This window comes from Streptomyces sp. yr375, from assembly GCF_900110755.1.
Classification (GTDB): domain Bacteria; phylum Actinomycetota; class Actinomycetes; order Streptomycetales; family Streptomycetaceae; genus Streptomyces.
The window spans coordinates 192,197-210,478 of record NZ_FOFF01000005.1 but is presented as its reverse complement, the minus strand read 5'-3'; the positions used below and the strand labels follow the sequence as shown (position 1 = coordinate 210,478).

The window sequence follows — 18,282 nt, the reverse complement described above, 5'->3', positions numbered from 1 at the left end:
GGGAGTGTGGCGAGCCATGATTGATTCGGCTCCGGAGTCTGTCGGGATCCGGTCGGTAGGGCGTTTCGTGCCCGATACGGAAATAAGCAACGAACAACTCGTCGAGCGTTTCGACACGACCGACGAATGGATTCGCAGAAAACTGGGAATTCACACGCGCCGGGTGGCCGCACCCGACCAGTCGACCTCGGATCTCGCCGTCGGCGCCCTGTACGACGCCTGCGCCCGCGCCGGCGTCGCCCCCGACTCCCTCGACCTGGTGATCTGCTGCACCGGAACGCCGGACCACATGCTGCCCGCGATGGCCGCGGCCGTCCTGCGCAAGGCGAACCTGCTGGACATCCGCGGTTTCGACGTCAACGCCGGCGGCTGCGCGGGCGGCGTCTTCGCGCTGGACGTCGGCGTCAAGTACATCCGCTCCGGGGAGTACCACCGGGTCGCGGTCGTCATCGCCGACACCGTCGCCCAGTGCCTGGACCCAGAGGACCGCACGGCCCACGCCATCTTCGGCGACGGCGCCGCCTGCTACCTGCTGGAGGCCTGCCGCCCCGGGCGCGGCATCGGCCCCACCCTGATGCGCACCCGGCCCGAGCTGTACTACACGGCCTTCACCGAGCGCCTCGATCCGCCGGGCGGCTTCCCCAACCGCTTCAGCGGCCCCAACTACATGCGGATGGACGGCGGCGGCGTGCGGGACTTCGCCCTCGACGTCATCCCCGACTTCGCCGAACAGGTCGTCAAGGCGGCCGGGACCACCCTGGACGAGGTCGACCTGATCGTCTCCCACCAGGCCAATCCCACGCTGCTGCGCCGGCTGATGGCGGAGCTGGGCCAGCCGGAGACGAAGACCGTCGTGGTGGCCGACCGGCTGGGCAACACCAGCGGCTCCAGCGTGGTCCTGGCCCTGGCCGACGCCGTGGACCACGGCCGGCTGAATCCGGGCGACGACGTCCTCGTGGTCTCCTTCGGCTCCGGCATGAGCTACGGCGGGACAGTGGTGCGCTGGTGCGGCCCGGAGGACTTCGGCGGCGAGCCGGGACGGCGCGGATGACCGGGCGGGAGCACGCAGGCCGCGACGAGGTCGGCCTGGTCACCGGCTCCTCCCGGGGCATCGGGCGCGCCGTGGCGCTCACCCTCGCCCGGCGCGGCTGCCAGGTGGTGATCAACTACAAGCAGGACGCGGAGGCGGCGGCGAAGACGCTGGCCGAGGTCGAGGCGGCCGGCGGCCGGGGCAGCCTCTGCCGTGCCGACGTGGAGGACCCCGACGAGCTCGCGGAGCTGTTCGAGACGGTGCGCCGCCGGCACGGGCACCTCGACCACCTGGTCGCCAACGCCGCCGCGGGCCCCGCCAAGAGCGTCGAGCAGGTCGAACTGCGGCATCTCGCGCGCAGCCACGCCATGAACTCGCAGTCCTTCGTACTGGCCGCCCAGCACGCGGTCCGGCTCATGGGAAACGGAGGCAGGATCGTGGCCGTCTCCTCGCTCGCCGCGGGCCGGGCCGTCCCCGGATACGCGGCCATCGGGGCGCAGAAGGCGGCCCTGGAGTCGTGGGTCCGCTACTTCGCGGCCGAGCTGGCGCCGCGCGGGATCAACGTGAACACGGTGACCGGAGGGATGGTCACGACCGACTCGCTGGAGCACTATCTGCGGGCCACGGGCCTCACCCACGCGGACGTCGTGTCCCACATCCCGCAGGGCCGCCCGGGATCCCCGCAGGAGATCGCCGACGCGGTGGACTTCCTGCTGTCGCCCGCCGCCGCGTACATCACCGGCCAGAACCTCGTCGTCGACGGCGGACTGAGCATCACCGCACCGTTCTGCGCACACCCCGGCTGACCGCCGGTCCGGGTCCGCCCCGGACCGGCACTCACACCACAGCCACGACTACGGCAGCGGCCACGGACTACGGCAGCGCCAGCATCCGCTCCAGCGCCAGCTTCGCGAACTTCTCGGTCTCCTCGTCGACCTGGATCCGGTTGACCAGCTTGCCCGCCGCCAGCGACTCCAGGGTCCAGACCAGGTGGGGGAGGTCGATGCGGTTCATGGTCGAGCAGAAGCAGACCGTCTTGTCGAGGAAGACGATCTCCTTGCCCTCGGACGCGAAACGGTTCGCGAGCCGTCGTACGAGATTCAGCTCCGTCCCGATGGCCCACTTCGAGCCGGCCGGGGCCGCCTCCAGCGCCTTGATGATGTACTCGGTCGAGCCGACGTAGTCCGCCGCCGCCACGACCTCGTGCCGGCACTCGGGGTGCACGAGCACGTTGACACCGGGGATCCGGGCGCGTACGTCCGCCACCGACTCCAGGCTGAAGCGGCCGTGCACCGAGCAGTGGCCCCGCCACAGGATCATCTTCGCGTCCCGCAACTGCTCGACGGTCAGCCCGCCGTTCGGCTTGTGCGGGTTGTACAGGACGCAGTCCTCCAGGGACATCCCCAGGTCGCGGACGGCGGTGTTGCGGCCGAGGTGCTGGTCGGGCAGGAACAGCACCTTCGTCGCCGCGGGGCCGTCCCCCTGCTCGAAGGCCCACTCCAGCGCCCGCTGGGCGTTCGACGAGGTGCAGATCGTGCCGCCGTGCTTCCCCGTGAACGCCTTGATGTCGGCGGACGAGTTCATGTACGAGACGGGCACGACCTGCTCGGCTATGCCGGCCTCGGTCAGCACGTCCCAGCACTCGGCGACCTGCTCGGCCGTCGCCATGTCGGCCATCGAGCAGCCGGCGGCGAGGTCGGGGAGGACCACCTTCTGGTCGTCCGACGTCAGGATGTCGGCGGACTCGGCCATGAAGTGCACACCGCAGAAGACGATGTACTCGGCCTCCGGGCGGGCCGCCGCGTCCCGCGCCAGCTTGAAGGAGTCGCCCGTGACGTCGGCGAACTGGATGACCTCGTCGCGCTGGTAGTGGTGGCCGAGCACGAAGACCTTGTCTCCGAGCTTCTCCTTGGCCGCGCGCGCCCGCTCCACCAGGTCCGGGTCGGACGGGGAGGGCAGGTCGCCGGGACACTCGACACCCCGCTCGCTCTTCGGGTCGGCGTCCCGGCCGAGCAGCAACAGGGCGAGCGGAGACGGCTGTACGTCGAGCTCCGTGGTCTGGGCGGTGGTCACGACACGCACCCTTTCTTTCTGCTTTTCGTCGAACTGACGTTATCTATGATAACCCGCATAACGTCACTTTGACGATGGTCATAGCGTCGATGTGACGTGAATCCCGAAGACGCCCTGACGGCGTACCGGGAGACGTTTTCCGCTCGCAACCGCATGTGCGAGCATGAGAAGGGAACGAAAAGACCAGAGCCCGGCCCGGAATGAATCCGCGGCCCTGACGGTTGCAACCGTCGGCAAGCAGTCTCCGTACAACCCGGGAGAGATGTAGATGTCCGTATCGGACGAGACCAGCACCGTCACCGACGGCATCATCCTGTCCGACGCCGCCGCGGCGAAGGTCAAGGCCCTGCTCGACCAGGAAGGCCGTGACGACCTGGCCCTGCGCGTCGCCGTTCAGCCCGGCGGCTGCTCCGGCCTGCGCTACCAGCTCTTCTTCGACGAGCGTTCCCTCGACGGCGACGTCGTCAAGGACTTCGACGGCGTCAAGGTCGTCACCGACCGCATGAGCGCCCCGTACCTGGGCGGCGCGTCCATCGACTTCGTCGACACCATCGAGAAGCAGGGCTTCACGATCGACAACCCGAACGCGACGGGCTCCTGCGCCTGCGGCGACTCCTTCAGCTAAGCCGTCCCGGCCCGCTGCGGCGGGCTGATCCGGCCGAACGACACGCGAAGGCGGCGACCCCCTCCAACGGGGCCGCCGCCTTCGCGCGTTCGCTACCGGGTCACTGCGCCTGCGGCAGCCGCGCCCCCGGCTTCTCCAGCGGGATCGCCGCGCCGTCCGAGCCGACCACCTTCCGGCTGCCCAGCGACGCGTCCAACCGCACCGTCTGGTGGAACACCTTGGCGATCATGATGCAGACCTTTTTCGGCCAGTGCGTCTCGGTCACGGTGACCTTCACCGCGCCCCCGCTCTCGGTCGCCGTCGCCTTGTAGTCGGCGCACACCCCGCCGGTGAAGCTCACGACCAGCGTGTCGCCCTCGACGGTGTAGCCGTCCACCTGCACGTCACGCGTCTTCGAGGTGCCGGTCGACGTCGGCGTCGGGGCGGGCGTGGGCGTCGTGGCGGACTTCAGGTACACCGGCTCGACGGCCGGCTGCGTCACCGTGTAGCCGTCCGCCGCCCCCGCCCCCTTCACACCGAACAGCCAGGACGGTACGAGCACCTGCCGGCCGCCCGAGGTGTGCGGGGCGAGCCCGAGCACCGCGTCGTCGACCGTCACCGTCTCCTGCTGCGGCGCCGTCGTCGACGAACCGCACGGACTCTCCAGCCGGTCCTTCAACGGCACCGGGCTGGCACACCCGCCGATGCCCATCCGGTGGTCGGTCGGAGTCGCCGCGGTCTCCGGAGTCTCCGGGGTCCCCGGCACCGAGTTCAGCGCGTCCAGCGCCTCCTGCGCGCTCAGCAGGGGGTACGTGTCGCCCTTCGTCGGCGCTTCCAGTTGCCCGTTCCCGCCGACGACCTCGCCCCGCGCGTTGACGCTGATCCCGGTCGTCCACCCGTAGGTGGGCAGGCCGCCGATCACCGGGTCGGCGTTCACCACCCGCTGGGCGCCGATGATCTGGCTCGCGTCCACCTTGGCGTCGTCCTGCCCCACCGCCTTCAGGACCGGCGCCGCCGCCTTCTTCGCGACCGCCTCGCTCACCGGGTCGCCGGCCGGGGCCACGGTGCCCGGGGTGCACTTGACGGTGCCGCCCTTGCAGTTGTCGGTGCCGGGCGCGTACCGGGTGAACGTCCAGGTGCCCGGCGCCTGCCGGTTCACCCGCAGCACCGGCCCCGACCCGTCCTTCCCGGAACCGACCTTCCAGTCACCGCCGTCGACGACCGGCGTCCCGGTGGCCCCCAGCGCCTTCGCCAGCCGGGCCACGTCGTCCTTCGTGACCTCGCTCTTCGCCCAGTACGCGGACGCGGAGTCGGGCCCGTCGGGAAGCGTGCCGGCGGCCTTGTACGTCACCCCGTAGGGGTTCGGCTCACCGGGCGCGATGCCGTTCGTACCGCCCTCGGGGGCACCCGTACCCCCGGCGTAGTCGTCCAGGGGGAGCGCGGCGGGCGTGCCGTCCCCGGAGGGTGCCCCGGAACCGGCCCCACCTGCGCCGCTGACGGCACTGGAGGTGAGGTACGCCCCACCGCCACCCACCAGCAGCACGGCGGCGGCGACGGAGGCGATCAGCACGGGCGAACGCCGCCGGGACCCACCGGACTCGTCCGCGTCCGCGACCGCGTCCGAAACAGAAGCGACGGAAGGCTCATCATCGTCCGGCCCGGAATCCACAACGGCGTCCGGCTCCACGGCGTCCGGCTCATCATCGTCCGGCTCCACGGCTTCCGGCACCGGAAGACCGGGTTCCGCGGCCTTCGCCTCTTCTTTGCCCGCCTCTGCCGCCTCTGGCGTCTCTACCGGCTCTGCTGCCTCTGCCGTCTCCTGCGTCTTGCCCGCTTCTGTCGTCTCTTCCGGCTTGCGCGCGGCGTCGTCGTTCTCGGGTCGCTCGGTGGTCACCGCATCGCTCCTTCGGCTGCCCTGCTGTCGTACCTCATATCCCCTTTACGGGGGACGGCGATGGGACGCGCCGGGGGAGCGCACGGTTCCCTTCCGAGCGCCCCGCCGAGGGAAACAGATGAGAACCGAGGAAAACCGGTGAAAACCGAGGGAAATCCCCTAGTTGCCGTAGTCGGGCATCGCCTCCAGCAGCCGCGCCGACTTCGCCGGGACCCGCACGCCGTGGATGAGGGAGGGGGAGACCGGCAGGGACGCGATCTGCTCCGGGGCTGCCCAGTGCGGAGCCATCCGGGCGCCGTCCCCGCGCAGCGACGCCAGGTCGCCGTCGAGGTCGGCCGGAACGGGGGCGTGGACCTTGAGGTTCGTCATAACCGAACCGTAGGCATGCCCGGGCCTGCGAAGAAAGATCTACTATCGGGTAGTTTCGACTGCTTCGGTGGCGCCGGGCGACCAGATAGCGTGAACTGTCAATCCCCCTCCCCACAGGAGTGTCCACGCCGTGCGCATCGCAGTCACCGGCTCCATCGCGACCGACCACCTCATGACGTTCCCCGGCCGCTTCGCCGACCAGTTGGTCGCGGACCAGTTGCACACGGTCTCGCTGTCCTTCCTCGTCGACAACCTGGACGTGCGCCGGGGCGGCGTGGCCGCGAACATCGCCTTCGGCATGGGCCAACTGGGGACCAGCCCGGTCCTGGTCGGCGCCGCCGGCGCCGACTTCGACGAGTACCGGGCCTGGCTGGACCGGCACGGCGTCGACACCGGCTCGGTCCGCATCTCCGAGACCCTGCACACGGCCCGCTTCGTCTGCACCACGGACTCCGACCACAACCAGATCGGCTCCTTCTACACGGGCGCGATGAGTGAGGCCCGCCTGATCGAGCTGAAGACCGTCGCCGACCGCGTCGGCGGCCTCGACCTGGTCCTGATCGGCGCCGACGACCCCGAGGCGATGCTCCGGCACACCGAGGAGTGCCGCTCCCGCTCGATCCCCTTCGCCGCCGACTTCTCCCAGCAGATCGCCCGGATGAACGGCGACGAGATCCGGATCCTGCTGGAGGGCGCCACGTACCTCTTCTCCAACGAGTACGAGAAGGGCCTCATCGAGTCCAAGACCGGCTGGAGCGACGCCGAGATCCTCGCCAAGGTCGGCCACCGCGTCACCACCCTCGGCTCGCGCGGCGTCCGCATCGAGCGGGTCGGCGAGGACCCGATCGAGGTCGGCTGCCCGGAGGAGGAGGCCAAGGTCGAGCCGACGGGCGTCGGCGACGCCTTCCGCGCCGGTTTCCTCTCCGGCCTCGCCTGGGGCGTCTCCCACGAGCGCGCCGCGCAGATCGGCTGCATGCTCGCCACCCTCGTCATCGAGACGGTCGGCACCCAGGAGTACCGCCTGCGCCGCGGCCTCTTCATGGACCGCTTCACCAAGGCGTACGGCGACGAGGCCGCGACCGAGGTCCGCAAGCACCTGGTGTGACACAAGCACCTGGGGTGATGCGCGCACCTGGTGTGACGTAAGAACCTGGTGTGACTCAGGAGAGCCGGCGGACCACATAGGCCGCACCCCGGTCCGCCGGCTCCTCACCGACGTACTCCTGCCCCCGCATCTCGCACCACGCGGGGATGTCGAGCCGGGCCGCCTCGTCGTCGGACAGCACCCGCACCATGCCCCCGACCGGCACGTCCCCGATGACCTTCGCCAGCTCGATGACGGGAATCGGACACCGCCGCCCGAGCGCGTCCACGACCAGCGCCTCCTCCCGCACCTCCGCCACCTGCGCGGACGCGGGCGACACGGGCGCCCCGAGCCGCTCCCGCACCCCGGCCACGGCCCCCGGCAGCACGGCGAGAAACCGCTCCACGTCCGCCTCGGCGACCCCCGCAGGCAGCGAAACCCGCACGTTTCCCTCACTCAGCACCCCCATCGCCCGCAGCACATGGCTGGGCGTCAACGTGCTGCTGGTGCAGGACGACCCGGACGACACGGAGAACCCGGCCCGGTCCAACTCGTGCAGCAGCGCCTCCCCGTCGACGTACAGGCACGAGAAGGTGACGATCCCCGGCAGCCGCCGCTCCGGATCCCCGACGACCTCCACATCGGGGACCAGCTCGGGCACCCGTACCCGGATCCGCGCGGTCAACTCCCGCAGCCGTACGGCCTCCTGGTCGGCCTCGGCCCGCACGGCCCGCAGGGACGCGGCGGCCGCCACGATCGCGGGCAGCCCGGCGAACTCCTCCGCCTCCCGCGCCGCGAACCGCACGCCCTTGCGGACGACGAGCAGCCCGACCCCGGCCGGCCCGCCCCACTTGCGCGCCCCGGCCGTCAGCACCGACCAGTCCCCGGCCACCCGCCCCCACCCGAGCGACTGCGCCGCGTCCACCAGCAACGGCACCCCCGCCGCCCGGCACGCCTCGGCCACCGCCGCCACCGGCTGCTCGGTCCCCACCTCGTGGTTGGCGGACTGCAGACAGGCCAGCGCGGTGTCGGCCCGCAGCGCCCCGGCGTACGACTCGACGGCCACCGCCCCCGTCCGCGTCACCGGCACCTGGGTCACCGACCCGCCCTCCGCCTCGAACGCCTCGGCCGAATGGAGGACCGAGGAGTGTTCGACAGCAGACACGATCAGGTGACGCCCCACCCGCCGCCGCCCCACCAGCACCCCACCGACGCCGGTGCGCACGGCCTGGGTGCCGGATGCCGTGAAGGTCAGCTCGTCCGTCCGGCAGCCGACGGCTTCGGCCGCGGCCTCGCGAGCGGCGTCGAGCAGGATGCGTGCCCGACGCCCTTCCCGGTACAACCGCTGCGGGTCCGCCCACCCCTCGTCGAGGGCGGCCGACAACGCCTGCCGGGCAACGGGATGAAGAGGAGCGGCGGAGGCAGCATCAAAGTAGGACACACGGCAACGTTAAATCGCCGGTGAGGGAAAGAAGGGGCGCGGGGAACTGCGCGAACGGCCACAACAGGCCTGCACACGCCACACAACCGAACGTTTCGAGCTATTGGGCGCATGCAACGAACCGTCAGAAGTAGCCCCCGGCGCGTTGGGGACCCTCCCCGCGCGACCCTAAATCGCGTCCAGTAGGGTTTGGTCCGCATAAACATCCAAACCCCTGCCCGACGCAGGGCGGCGACCGACCCGCGAGAAGGCAGGCCGCAGCCAACCGCGCGGGCGAGACTCTCGGGAAGGCGCTACGTGAGTCCCAACGGCTCCGACCGCTCGCCGCGGCGCCCGATGCGGCGGAAGCTGCTGCAGGCAATGACCGCGGGCCTGGTCCTGGCGACCGCCACCGGTTGCACATACAAGGACTTCCCCCGCCTTGGTATGCCCACCCCCGTCACAGAAGAGGCGCCACGCGTCCTCTCGCTGTGGCAGGGCTCCTGGGCCGCCGCGCTGGCCACCGGCGTGCTGGTGTGGGGCCTGATCCTGTGGAGTGTGTTCTTCCACCGGCGCAGCCGCACGAAGATCGAGGTTCCTCCGCAGACCCGGTACAACATGCCCATCGAGGCGCTGTACACGGTGGTCCCGATCATCATCGTCTCGGTCCTTTTCTACTTCACGGCCCGTGACGAGTCGAAGCTGCTGAGCCTCGACAAGAAGCCCGACGTCACGGTGAACGTGGTCGGCTTCCAGTGGAGCTGGTGCTTCAACTACATCGCGAACGTCGAGGGTTCCGACGGGGACGCGAAGACCGACAAGAACCTGTCCGCCATCCCGGACCGGTTCAAGACGGACTTCCCGGACAACGCGGGTGGTACGTACACCTGTGGTGTCCCCAACGAGCGGAACCCGCAGACCAACAACCCCGGCCCGACCCTCTGGCTCCCCGAGGGCAAGACGGTCCGCTTCATCCTGACCTCCCGTGACGTCATTCACGACTTCTGGGTGGTGCCGTTCCTCATGAAGCAGGACGTCGTCCCGGGCCACACCAACTCCTTCCAGGTGACCCCCAACAGGGAGGGCACCTTCCTGGGCAAGTGCGCCGAGCTCTGCGGCGTCGACCACTCCCGGATGCTCTTCAACGTGAAGGTCGTCTCCCAGGAGCGCTACGAGCAGCACCTCAAGGACCTCGTGAAGAAGGGGCAGACCGGTTACGTTCCCGCGGGCATCGAGCAGACGAGCCACGAGAAGAACCGGGAGACGAACAACCTGTGAGCATCCTCAACGAACCCCAGGGTGCCGCGGCAGCGGAAGACTCCTATGGGAATGAGCTGCCGGTCCGGCGCAAGCAGCCCGGCAACGTCGTGGTCAAGTGGCTGACGACCACCGACCACAAGACCATCGGTACGTTGTACCTGGTCACGTCGTTCGCGTTCTTCTGCATCGGCGGCGTGATGGCGCTCTTCATGCGCGCCGAGCTGGCCCGACCGGGCCTGCAGATCATGTCGAACGAGCAGTTCAACCAGGCGTTCACGATGCACGGCACGATCATGCTGCTGATGTTCGCGACGCCGCTGTTCGCCGGTTTCACGAACTGGATCATGCCGCTCCAGATCGGTGCGCCGGACGTCGCGTTCCCGCGGCTGAACATGTTCGCCTACTGGCTGTACCTGTTCGGCTCGCTGATCGCGGTGGGCGGCTTCCTCACCCCCTCGGGTGCGGCCGACTTCGGCTGGTTCGCCTACGCCCCGCTGTCGGACGCGATCCGCAGCCCCGGCATCGGCGCCGACATGTGGATCATGGGTCTGGCCTTCTCCGGCTTCGGCACCATCCTCGGCTCGGTCAACTTCATCACCACGATCATCTGCATGCGCGCACCGGGCATGACCATGTTCCGCATGCCGGTCTTCACGTGGAACGTGCTGCTGACCGGTGTCCTCGTCCTGCTGGCCTTCCCGGTGCTGGCCGCCGCGCTGTTCGCCCTGGAGGCGGACCGCAAGTTCGGCGCCCACGTCTTCGACCCGGCCAACGGCGGGGCCCTGCTGTGGCAACACCTCTTCTGGTTCTTCGGCCATCCAGAGGTGTACATCATCGCGTTGCCGTTCTTCGGCATCATCAGTGAGGTCATCCCGGTATTCAGCCGGCGCCCGATCTTCGGTTACATGAACCTGATCGCCGCGACCATCGCGATCGCCGGTCTCTCGGTGACGGTGTGGGCCCACCACATGTACGTCACCGGCGGTGTGCTGCTGCCGTTCTTCTCCTTCATGACCTTCCTGATCGCGGTCCCGACCGGTGTGAAGATCTTCAACTGGATCGCCACCATGTGGAAGGGTTCGCTGAGCTTCGAGACGCCCATGCTGTGGGCCGTCGGCTTCCTCATCACCTTCACCTTCGGTGGTCTGACCGGCGTCATCCTGGCCTCACCGCCGCTGGACTTCCACGTCTCGGACTCGTACTTCGTGGTGGCGCACTTCCACTACGTCGTCTTCGGCACCGTCGTCTTCGCGATGTTCTCCGGCTTCCACTTCTGGTGGCCGAAGTTCACCGGCAAGATGCTCGACGAGCGCCTCGGCAAGATCACCTTCTGGACGCTGTTCGTCGGCTTCCACGGCACCTTCCTGGTCCAGCACTGGCTGGGCGCCGAGGGCATGCCGCGCCGGTACGCCGACTACCTGGCGGCCGACGGCTTCACCGCCCTGAACACGATCTCGACGATCAGCTCGTTCGTCCTCGGTCTGTCCGTCCTGCCGTTCTTCTACAACGTGTGGAAGACCGCCAAGTACGGCAAGCCGGTCGGCGTCGACGACCCGTGGGGCTACGGCCGCTCCCTGGAGTGGGCGACCTCCTGCCCGCCGCCGCGCCACAACTTCCTCACCCTGCCGCGGGTCCGCAGTGAATCCCCGGCGTTCGACCTGCACCACCCGGAGATCGCCGCTCTCGAGCAGTTGGCGCACGCCGGCCACGGTGCGAGCGCCATCGAGGGCAACAAGGAGGCCGGCAAGTGAAGATCCAGGGCAAGATGTTCGTCTGGCTGAGCGTCTTCGTCCTCGCCATGGCGATCGTCTATGGCGTGTGGTCGAAGGAGCCGGCCGGTACCACGGCCCTCTTCCTGGCCTTCGGCCTGTGCATCATGATCGGCTTCTACCTGGGCTTCACCGCCCGGCGGGTCGACGCGGGCGCACAGGACGACAAGGAGGCGGACGTCGCGGACGGCGCCGGCGAGCTGGGCTTCTTCAGCCCGCACAGTTGGCAGCCCCTGTCGCTCGGCATCGGCGGCGCCCTGGCCTTCCTGGGCGTCGCGGTGGGCTGGTGGCTGCTGTACTTCTCCGTCCCGCTGATCCTCATCGGCCTGTGGGGCTGGGTCTTCGAGTACTACCACGGTGAAAGCCGCACCCAGTAGCACGCGCAGAGCATGCCGTGAGCCCGGACACTCCGTCAGGAGCGTCCGGGCTCACGCTTTTGCCGTAACGGACGTGCTCCGTCCGTGTCACTCAGCGCGCCACGGTTGACGCGGCTCCCTAGCGTGAAGTCCATGAGCCACGAACCCCGCCCCCGCACCGTCGTCGGCTGCACCCTGCTGGTGATCGCCCTGGGCGCGGTCGCAAGCGCCTGCGGCTCGGACGGCAACCCCCTCGCCGAGCGCCCCTACGACGCGACGGACCAGATCTCCTTCAACGGCCCCAAGGACGACGGCAAGAAGGCCGACCCGGACAAGCCGCTCGAAGTCACCGCCGACGACGACGACCGCATCACGGACGTCACCGCCGTCGACGCCTCAGGCCGCTACCTCGCGGGCGAACTCGCCGCCGACGGCAGCCGCTGGCACAGCACCGAGCCGCTGGCCGCAGGCGTCCGCTACACGGTCCGGGTGAGCACCGAGGACGGCGACGGCGCCCCCGGTCGCCGGGTCCTCACCTTCGACACCGGCAAGCCCACCACGAAGAAGCGCCTGACGGTCACCTTCGGCCCCGACGCAGGCGAGTACGGCGTCGGCCAGCCCGTCACCGCCAAACTGGACCAGCCGGTCAAGGACCCCGCCCAGCGGGCCGTCGTCGAACGCGCCCTCAAGGTCGACTCCACGCCCTCGGCGCAGGGCGCCTGGTACTGGGTGGACGACAAGGAACTCCACTACCGCCCCAAGGACTACTGGCCCGCCCACGCCACCCTCCGCGTCCACAGCAACCTGGACGGCATCAAGATCGGCGACCGGCTGTGGGGCGGCCCCGCGAAGGACCTCAAGCTCACGATCGGCGACCGGGTCATCGCCGTGACGGACGCCTCGTCGCACTCCATGAAGGTCTTCAAGAACAACGAGGTGATCAACCAGATCCCCGTCACCACCGGAAAGCCCGGCTTCGACACCCGCAACGGCATCAAGGTCGTCCTGGGCAAGGAGTACTTCGTACGGATGCGCAGCACCACCGTAGGCATCTCGGAAGGCTCCTCGGAGTCCTACGACCTGCCCGTCTACTACGCCACCCGCGTCACCTGGAGCGGCGAGTACGTCCACGCCGCCCCCTGGTCCGTGGGCTCCCAGGGGTACGCGAACGTCAGCCACGGCTGCACCGGCATGAGCACGTCCAACGCCGAGTGGTTCTTCGACAACGTCCGCGCCGGCGACGTCGTCCAAGTCGTCAACAGCGCCGGCGACACCATGGAAACCTTCGGCAACGGCTTCGGCGACTGGAACCTGGACTGGCAAAAATGGACCAAGGGCAGCGCCCTGACAGCCGCCAAGCAGAACACGGAGCAAGTAACGTCAAGACTCCAGCCGGCGGCGGTGTAGGAGCTTTTAAGGGGCGCGGGGCTGTATCGATGTGCGGCTCCGCGGCGTGGGCGCGACCAGCCACGGACGGCCCGCAGCCGCCACGAAACCCTACGCCCCCGCCCCTCAGGCGCTCTGCTGAAGCCCCCGCGTACGCAGCAACGCGGCCAGCGCTCCCGCGAACTCCACCGGCTCCACAGGCAACGTCACAGCCGCGTCAGCCCGGCTCCACGTGGCCAGCCACGCGTCCTGGGGCCGCCCGATGAGGACCAGCACCGGCGGGCACTGGAACACCTCGTCCTTGATCTGCCGGCACAGCCCCATGCCGCCCAGCGGCGCGGACTCCCCGTCGAAGACGCAGACGTCGATCCCGCCCTTGTCCAGTTCCTTGACGGCCGCGGCCTGCGTCGCGCACTCCACGAACTCCACGAGCGGGGCGTCCGGCGCGGGCCTGCGCCCGGCCGCGAGCCGTACCTGCTCGCGGGTGTTGGAGTCGTCGCTGTAGACCAGCACCGTGGCGGTCGCCTGCATGCTTCCTCCGTGACATCAGCGTCGTACGGACAGAACCGATGCCGCGGATGCTACTCCCTCGGCCACCTCGTCAACACCGCTTGGAACACCACTTCGATGGGCCATCCGGGCAGTACACACGGTGTGAACACTCCGAACGGCACCCCCGGGAGTGAGGGCGGGATAAGGGACCGACATAATGTCGGTCGTGGCGACAGCAACGACAGTAGAAACCGGGCACGCGCACCCGTCGGTCAATCGGCCGAACCTCACCAGCGTCGGAACCATCATCTGGCTGAGCTCCGAGCTGATGTTCTTCGCGGCCCTCTTCGCGATGTACTTCACCCTGCGATCGGTGACAGGTCCCGAGCACTGGAAGGAGATGGCCTCCCATCTGAACTTCCCGTTCTCGGCGACGAACACCACGATCCTGGTGCTCTCCTCCCTCACCTGCCAGCTCGGCGTCTTCGCCGCCGAGCGCGGTGACGTGAAGAAGCTCCGGATGTGGTTCATCGTCACCTTCATCATGGGTGCGATCTTCATCGGCGGTCAGATCTACGAGTACACGGAGCTGGTGAAGGAGGACGGGCTCTCGCTCTCCTCCGACCCGTACGGCTCGGTGTTCTACCTGACGACCGGCTTCCACGGCATGCACGTGACGGGCGGCCTCATCGCCTTCCTGTTCGTCCTCGGACGCACCTACGCGGCCAAGAGGTTCACCCACGAGCAGGCGACAGCGGCCATCGTCGTGTCCTACTACTGGCACTTCGTCGATGTCGTCTGGATCGGCCTCTTCGCCACGATCTACATGATCAAGTAGCCGGGCCCGCTCCCGCACATCCCACGCATCGACGCAGAAGATCCTGACACCGGGGTAATCCGTGAAAAAGCTCTCCGCACGACGACGCCATCCGCTGGCGGCGCTCGTCGTCCTACTCCTCGCGCTGGCATGCACAGGGGGGCTGTACGCCGTGTTCGCGCCCGCGAGCAAGGCGCAGGCAGACGACACCGCCCAGTCCCTCGCCATCGACGAGGGCAAGAAGCTCTACGCCGTAGGCTGCGCAAGCTGCCACGGCACCGGCGGTCAGGGCAGCTCTGACGGTCCGAGCCTGGTCGGCGTCGGCGCCGCAGCCGTCGACTTCCAGGTCGGCACCGGCCGTATGCCGGCGGCGACCTCCCAGGGCGCCCAGGTGCCCTCGAAGAAGGTCATCTACACGCAGGCCGAGATCGACCAGCTCGCCGCGTACATCTCCGCCCTCGGCGCCGGTCCCTCCGTCCCGACCGAGGCCGACTACGGCCCGGAGGGCGCGGACATCGCCAAGGGCGGCGAACTGTTCCGCACCAACTGCGCGCAGTGCCACAACTTCACCGGCAAGGGCGGCGCCCTCACCAAGGGCAAGTACGCCCCGACGCTGGAGGACGTGGACCCGAAGCACATGTACGAGGCCATGCAGACCGGCCCGCAGAACATGCCTTCCTTCCCCGACACCACGCTGTCGGAGCAGAACAAGAAGGACATCATCGCGTACCTGCACGCGGTCAACAGCGACGAGACGAACAACCCCGGTGGGCTGGAACTGGGCGGCATCGGGCCGGTCAGCGAGGGCCTGTTCTCCTGGATCTTCGGCCTCGGCGCCATGATCGCGGTCGCCGTCTGGGTCGCCGCTCGGACCGCAAAGGCCAAGAAGTCATGAGTAGCCAAGACATTCCAGAAGAGAACCTGCCCGCTGAGCAGGGCCACGCGCACGGCGCAGTGGACGTGGCGGACGAGCAGAACCCGTTCGCCGACCCGGGGCTGCCGCCCCACGAGCACCGTGTCCAGGACATCGACGAGCGGGCCGCCAAGCGGTCCGAGCGTGCGGTCGCCTTCCTGTTCACGCTGTCGATGCTCGCCACGGTCGCCTTCATCGCGGCGTACGTGACGATCCCCGCCGACAAGTCGATCTTCGTGTTCCCGATCGGCCACCTCAGCGCGCTGAACTTCGCGCTGGGTCTGACGCTGGGCACGGCGCTGTTCACCATCGGCGCCGGCGCGGTCCACTGGGCCCGCACCCTGATGTCGGACGAGGAGGTCGCCGACGAGCGCCACGCGATCGCCGCGTCCCCCGAGGTCCGTGCCAAGGTCCACGCCGACTTCCGGCAGGGCGCCAAGGAATCGGGCATGGGGCGGCGCAAGCTGATCCGCAACACCATGTTCGGCGCCGTCGCCCTGGTGCCGCTCTCCGGTGTCGTGCTGCTGCGCGACCTGGGCCCGCTGCCCGAGGACAAGCTGCGGCACACGCTGTGGGCCAAGGGCAAGCTGCTCGTCAACATGAACACGAACGAGCCGCTGCGTCCCTCGGACGTCGCCGTCGGTTCGCTCACCTTCGTCAAGCCCGAGGGCTTGGAGGAGCACGACGAGGAGTTCCAGAACGAGATCGCCAAGGCGGCCCTGATGATCGTCCGGATCCAGCCGGACGACATCAAGGACAAGCAGGAACTCGACTGGTCCTACCAGGGCATCGTCGCGTACTCGAAGATCTGCACCCACGTCGGCTGCCCGATCTCCCTGTACGAGCAGCAGACGCACCACGTGCTGTGCCCCTGTCACCAGTCCACCTTCGACCTCTCCGACGGCGCCAAGGTCATCTTCGGCCCGGCCGGTCACGCCCTGCCGCAGTTGCGCATCGGTGTGAACGACGAGGGCTACCTCGAGGCGCTCGGCGACTTCGAAGAGCCCGTCGGTCCTGCATTCTGGGAGCGCGGATGAGCACCACAGAGACCACAGAGCCCCGCGAACGCGGGAAGGCACCGGCCGGCGAACGTGTCGCCGACTGGGCCGACGGCCGGCTCGGGATCTACTCCCTGGCCAAGGCCAACATGCGCAAGATCTTCCCCGACCACTGGTCGTTCATGCTGGGCGAAGTGTGCATGTACAGCTTCATCATCATCATCCTGACGGGTGTGTATCTGACGCTGTTCTTCCACCCGTCGATGAACGAGGTGGAGTACCACGGCAGTTACGTCCCGCTCCAGGGACAGTTGATGTCCGAGGCGTTCAGCTCGACCCTGCACATCTCGTTCGACGTGCGCGGCGGTCTGCTCATCCGGCAGATCCACCACTGGGCGGCGCTGATCTTCCTCGCCGGCATGTTCGTGCACATGATGCGCGTGTTCTTCACGGGCGCGTTCCGCAAGCCGCGTGAGATCAACTGGCTGTTCGGCTTCCTGCTGTTCGTCCTGGGCATGTTCACCGGTTTCACCGGTTACTCGCTCCCGGACGACCTGCTCTCCGGCACCGGTGTCCGCTTCACCCAGGGCGCCATCCTGTCGATGCCGATCGTCGGCACGTACATCTCGATGTTCCTGTTCGGCGGGGAGTTCCCGGGCCACGACTTCGTGGCGCGGTTCTACTCGATCCACATCCTGCTGCTGCCGGGCATCATGCTCGGCCTGATGGTGGGCCACCTGATCCTGGTCTTCTACCACAAGCACACGCAGTTCGCGGGCCCCGGCAAGAGCAACAAGAACGTCGTCGGCATGCCGCTGCTGCCGGTGTACATGGCGAAGGCCGGAGGCTTCTTCTTCCTGGTCTTCGGTGTCATCGCGGTCATCGCGGCCGTCGCGCAGATCAACCCGATCTGGGCCATGGGCCCCTACCGTCCGGACCAGGTGTCGACCGGCGCCCAGCCCGACTGGTACATGGGCTTCGCCGAGGGTCTGATCCGCTTCATGCCGGGCTGGGAGATCAACCTCTGGGGTCACACGCTCGTGCTGGGCGTGTTCATCCCGCTGGTCCTGTTCGGTGTGGTCCTCGGCGCGCTGGCGGCCTACCCGTTCATCGAGTCCTGGATCACCGGCGACAAGCGCGAGCACCACATCCTGGACCGCCCGCGCAACGCGCCGACCCGTACGGCGCTGGGCGTCGCCTGGGTCACGATGTACATGATCACGCTGGTCGGCGGTGGCAACGACCTGTGGGCCACCCACTTCCACCTGTCGATCAACGCGATCACCTGGTTCGTCCGGATCTTCTTCTTCGTCGGACCGGTCATCGCGTACGTCTTCACCAAGCGGATCTGCCTCGGCCTGCAGCGCCGGGACCGGGAGAAGGTGCTGCACGGTCGGGAGACCGGCACCATCAAGCGCCTGCCGCACGGTGAGTTCATCGAGATCCACGAGCCGCTCAGCCAGGAGCAGTTGCACACCCTCACCGCGCACGAGCAGTACGCGCCGGCCGCGATCGGCCCCTCGGTCGACGAGAACGGCGTCGCGCGCAAGGTGACGGGCAAGGAGCGGCTCCGCGCCAAGATCAGCGGCGCGTACTTCGGCGAGGACCAGCAGATCCCGAAGCCGACTGTCGAGGAGTACAAGGAGATCACGAGCGGCCACGGCCACCACTGATCACCTGATCACCAGGCGTCGCCACGCCGGCCCAAAGGGCCCCGTCCGGTCTTCGGACGGGGCCCTTTGCCGTGCCCATGGGCTGGATAGGGTGGGGTTCGCATCGTTCTCACGACGTACGACACACGACGACAGACACAGGAG

General features: G+C 68.6%; 17 protein-coding genes. 12 read left to right on the top strand and 5 right to left on the bottom strand.

The features are described from left to right. The first annotated feature begins 16 nt into the window (after positions 1–16). Complete coding sequence (locus BMZ82_RS08380) at positions 17–1,051, top strand: 3-oxoacyl-ACP synthase III family protein (protein WP_093773334.1); 1,035 nt, start codon at positions 17–19, stop codon at positions 1,049–1,051. Further along, entirely contained in the window at positions 1,048–1,836 is a 789-nt protein-coding gene (locus BMZ82_RS08375; protein WP_093773332.1) for an SDR family oxidoreductase, read from the top strand. Before BMZ82_RS08380 ends, BMZ82_RS08375 begins: the two co-directional genes overlap by 4 nt. 67 nt (positions 1,837–1,903) lie before the next feature. On the opposite strand, the gene nadA is transcribed toward BMZ82_RS08375, so the two are convergent. Beyond that, positions 1,904–3,103, bottom strand: coding sequence for a quinolinate synthase NadA (gene nadA / locus BMZ82_RS08370; RefSeq protein WP_093773330.1), 1,200 nt, complete (start codon positions 3,101–3,103; stop codon positions 1,904–1,906). A 268-nt stretch (positions 3,104–3,371) separates the two neighbouring features. Between nadA and BMZ82_RS08360 the strand changes: the two genes are divergently transcribed. Further along, the gene (locus BMZ82_RS08360; RefSeq protein WP_030794551.1) at positions 3,372–3,728 is read left to right on the top strand and encodes a HesB/IscA family protein; all 357 of its coding nucleotides are present in this window, start codon (positions 3,372–3,374) and stop codon (positions 3,726–3,728) included. Between the two features lie 100 nt (positions 3,729–3,828). On the opposite strand, the gene BMZ82_RS08355 is transcribed toward BMZ82_RS08360, so the two are convergent. Then, on the bottom strand, positions 3,829–5,601 hold the full coding sequence (locus tag BMZ82_RS08355; protein WP_093773326.1) for a hypothetical protein: 1,773 nt from the start codon (positions 5,599–5,601) through the stop codon (positions 3,829–3,831). A 159-nt stretch (positions 5,602–5,760) separates the two neighbouring features. After that, positions 5,761–5,970 (bottom strand): hypothetical protein, encoded by a 210-nt coding sequence (locus BMZ82_RS08350; RefSeq protein WP_093773324.1) that lies wholly within the window; start codon positions 5,968–5,970, stop codon positions 5,761–5,763. Positions 5,971–6,100: 130 nt separating this feature from the next. On the opposite strand from BMZ82_RS08350, the gene BMZ82_RS08345 reads away from it, so the two are divergent. Further along, entirely contained in the window at positions 6,101–7,075 is a 975-nt protein-coding gene (locus tag BMZ82_RS08345) for a carbohydrate kinase family protein (protein ID WP_093773322.1), read from the top strand. 55 nt (positions 7,076–7,130) lie between these two features. Here the strand turns inward: BMZ82_RS08345 and BMZ82_RS08340 are convergent, their stop codons facing one another. Further along, positions 7,131–8,495 carry a cysteine desulfurase/sulfurtransferase TusA family protein gene (locus tag BMZ82_RS08340; RefSeq protein ID WP_093773320.1) on the bottom strand — a complete coding sequence of 455 codons (1,365 nt, stop codon included), beginning with the start codon at positions 8,493–8,495 and terminating at the stop codon, positions 7,131–7,133. A 297-nt stretch (positions 8,496–8,792) separates the two neighbouring features. On the opposite strand from BMZ82_RS08340, the gene coxB reads away from it, so the two are divergent. The 4 genes from coxB (at position 8,793) to BMZ82_RS08320 (ending at position 13,266) form a co-directional block, all read left to right on the top strand. Next, positions 8,793–9,752, top strand: coding sequence for an aa3-type cytochrome oxidase subunit II (gene coxB, locus BMZ82_RS08335; protein ID WP_093773318.1), 960 nt, complete (start codon positions 8,793–8,795; stop codon positions 9,750–9,752). Beyond that, positions 9,749–11,485 carry an aa3-type cytochrome oxidase subunit I gene (ctaD, locus tag BMZ82_RS08330; protein WP_093773316.1) on the top strand — a complete coding sequence of 579 codons (1,737 nt, stop codon included), beginning with the start codon at positions 9,749–9,751 and terminating at the stop codon, positions 11,483–11,485. The genes coxB and ctaD overlap by 4 nt, the downstream gene beginning before the upstream one ends. Further along, entirely contained in the window at positions 11,482–11,880 is a 399-nt protein-coding gene (locus BMZ82_RS08325; protein WP_093773314.1) for a cytochrome c oxidase subunit 4, read from the top strand. Before ctaD ends, BMZ82_RS08325 begins: the two co-directional genes overlap by 4 nt. A 132-nt stretch (positions 11,881–12,012) precedes the next feature. Then, positions 12,013–13,266, top strand: a complete 1,254-nt coding sequence (locus tag BMZ82_RS08320) for a L,D-transpeptidase (RefSeq protein WP_093773312.1) — start codon at positions 12,013–12,015, stop codon at positions 13,264–13,266. Between the two features lie 105 nt (positions 13,267–13,371). On the opposite strand, the gene BMZ82_RS08315 is transcribed toward BMZ82_RS08320, so the two are convergent. Continuing rightward, a complete protein-coding gene (locus BMZ82_RS08315; protein ID WP_093773310.1) occupies positions 13,372–13,776 on the bottom strand; it encodes a response regulator in 405 nt (134 codons plus the stop codon). A 178-nt stretch (positions 13,777–13,954) separates the two neighbouring features. On the opposite strand from BMZ82_RS08315, the gene BMZ82_RS08310 reads away from it, so the two are divergent. The 4 genes from BMZ82_RS08310 (at position 13,955) to BMZ82_RS08295 (ending at position 18,138) form a co-directional block, all read left to right on the top strand. Then, positions 13,955–14,575 (top strand): aa3-type cytochrome oxidase subunit III, encoded by a 621-nt coding sequence (locus BMZ82_RS08310; RefSeq protein WP_093773308.1) that lies wholly within the window; start codon positions 13,955–13,957, stop codon positions 14,573–14,575. Positions 14,576–14,636: 61 nt separating this feature from the next. Continuing rightward, entirely contained in the window at positions 14,637–15,449 is an 813-nt protein-coding gene (locus BMZ82_RS08305; RefSeq protein ID WP_093773306.1) for a cytochrome bc1 complex diheme cytochrome c subunit, read from the top strand. Further along, a complete protein-coding gene (locus BMZ82_RS08300) occupies positions 15,446–16,504 on the top strand; it encodes a cytochrome bc1 complex Rieske iron-sulfur subunit (RefSeq protein ID WP_093773304.1) in 1,059 nt (352 codons plus the stop codon). The genes BMZ82_RS08305 and BMZ82_RS08300 overlap by 4 nt, the downstream gene beginning before the upstream one ends. Continuing rightward, positions 16,501–18,138: a cytochrome bc1 complex cytochrome b subunit gene (locus tag BMZ82_RS08295; RefSeq protein WP_093773302.1), complete on the top strand. Its 1,638-nt coding sequence runs from the start codon at positions 16,501–16,503 to the stop codon at positions 18,136–18,138. The genes BMZ82_RS08300 and BMZ82_RS08295 overlap by 4 nt, the downstream gene beginning before the upstream one ends. Positions 18,139–18,282: the final 144 nt, after the last annotated feature.

Excerpts from the sequence above, each read along its gene's own strand:
- BMZ82_RS08310 (WP_093773308.1), top strand. The coding sequence starts at position 13,955 with ATGTCGGTCGTGGCGACAGCAACGACAGTAGAAACCGGGCACGCGCAC.
- BMZ82_RS08360 (WP_030794551.1), top strand. The coding sequence starts at position 3,372 with ATGTCCGTATCGGACGAGACCAGCACCGTCACCGACGGCATCATCCTG.
- BMZ82_RS08380 (WP_093773334.1), top strand. The coding sequence starts at position 17 with ATGATTGATTCGGCTCCGGAGTCTGTCGGGATCCGGTCGGTAGGGCGT.
- BMZ82_RS08315 (WP_093773310.1), bottom strand. The coding sequence starts at position 13,776 with ATGCAGGCGACCGCCACGGTGCTGGTCTACAGCGACGACTCCAACACC.
- BMZ82_RS08320 (WP_093773312.1), top strand. The coding sequence starts at position 12,013 with ATGAGCCACGAACCCCGCCCCCGCACCGTCGTCGGCTGCACCCTGCTG.
- BMZ82_RS08375 (WP_093773332.1), top strand. The coding sequence starts at position 1,048 with ATGACCGGGCGGGAGCACGCAGGCCGCGACGAGGTCGGCCTGGTCACC.
- BMZ82_RS08295 (WP_093773302.1), top strand. The coding sequence starts at position 16,501 with ATGAGCACCACAGAGACCACAGAGCCCCGCGAACGCGGGAAGGCACCG.
- BMZ82_RS08350 (WP_093773324.1), bottom strand. The coding sequence starts at position 5,970 with ATGACGAACCTCAAGGTCCACGCCCCCGTTCCGGCCGACCTCGACGGC.
- BMZ82_RS08300 (WP_093773304.1), top strand. The coding sequence starts at position 15,446 with ATGAGTAGCCAAGACATTCCAGAAGAGAACCTGCCCGCTGAGCAGGGC.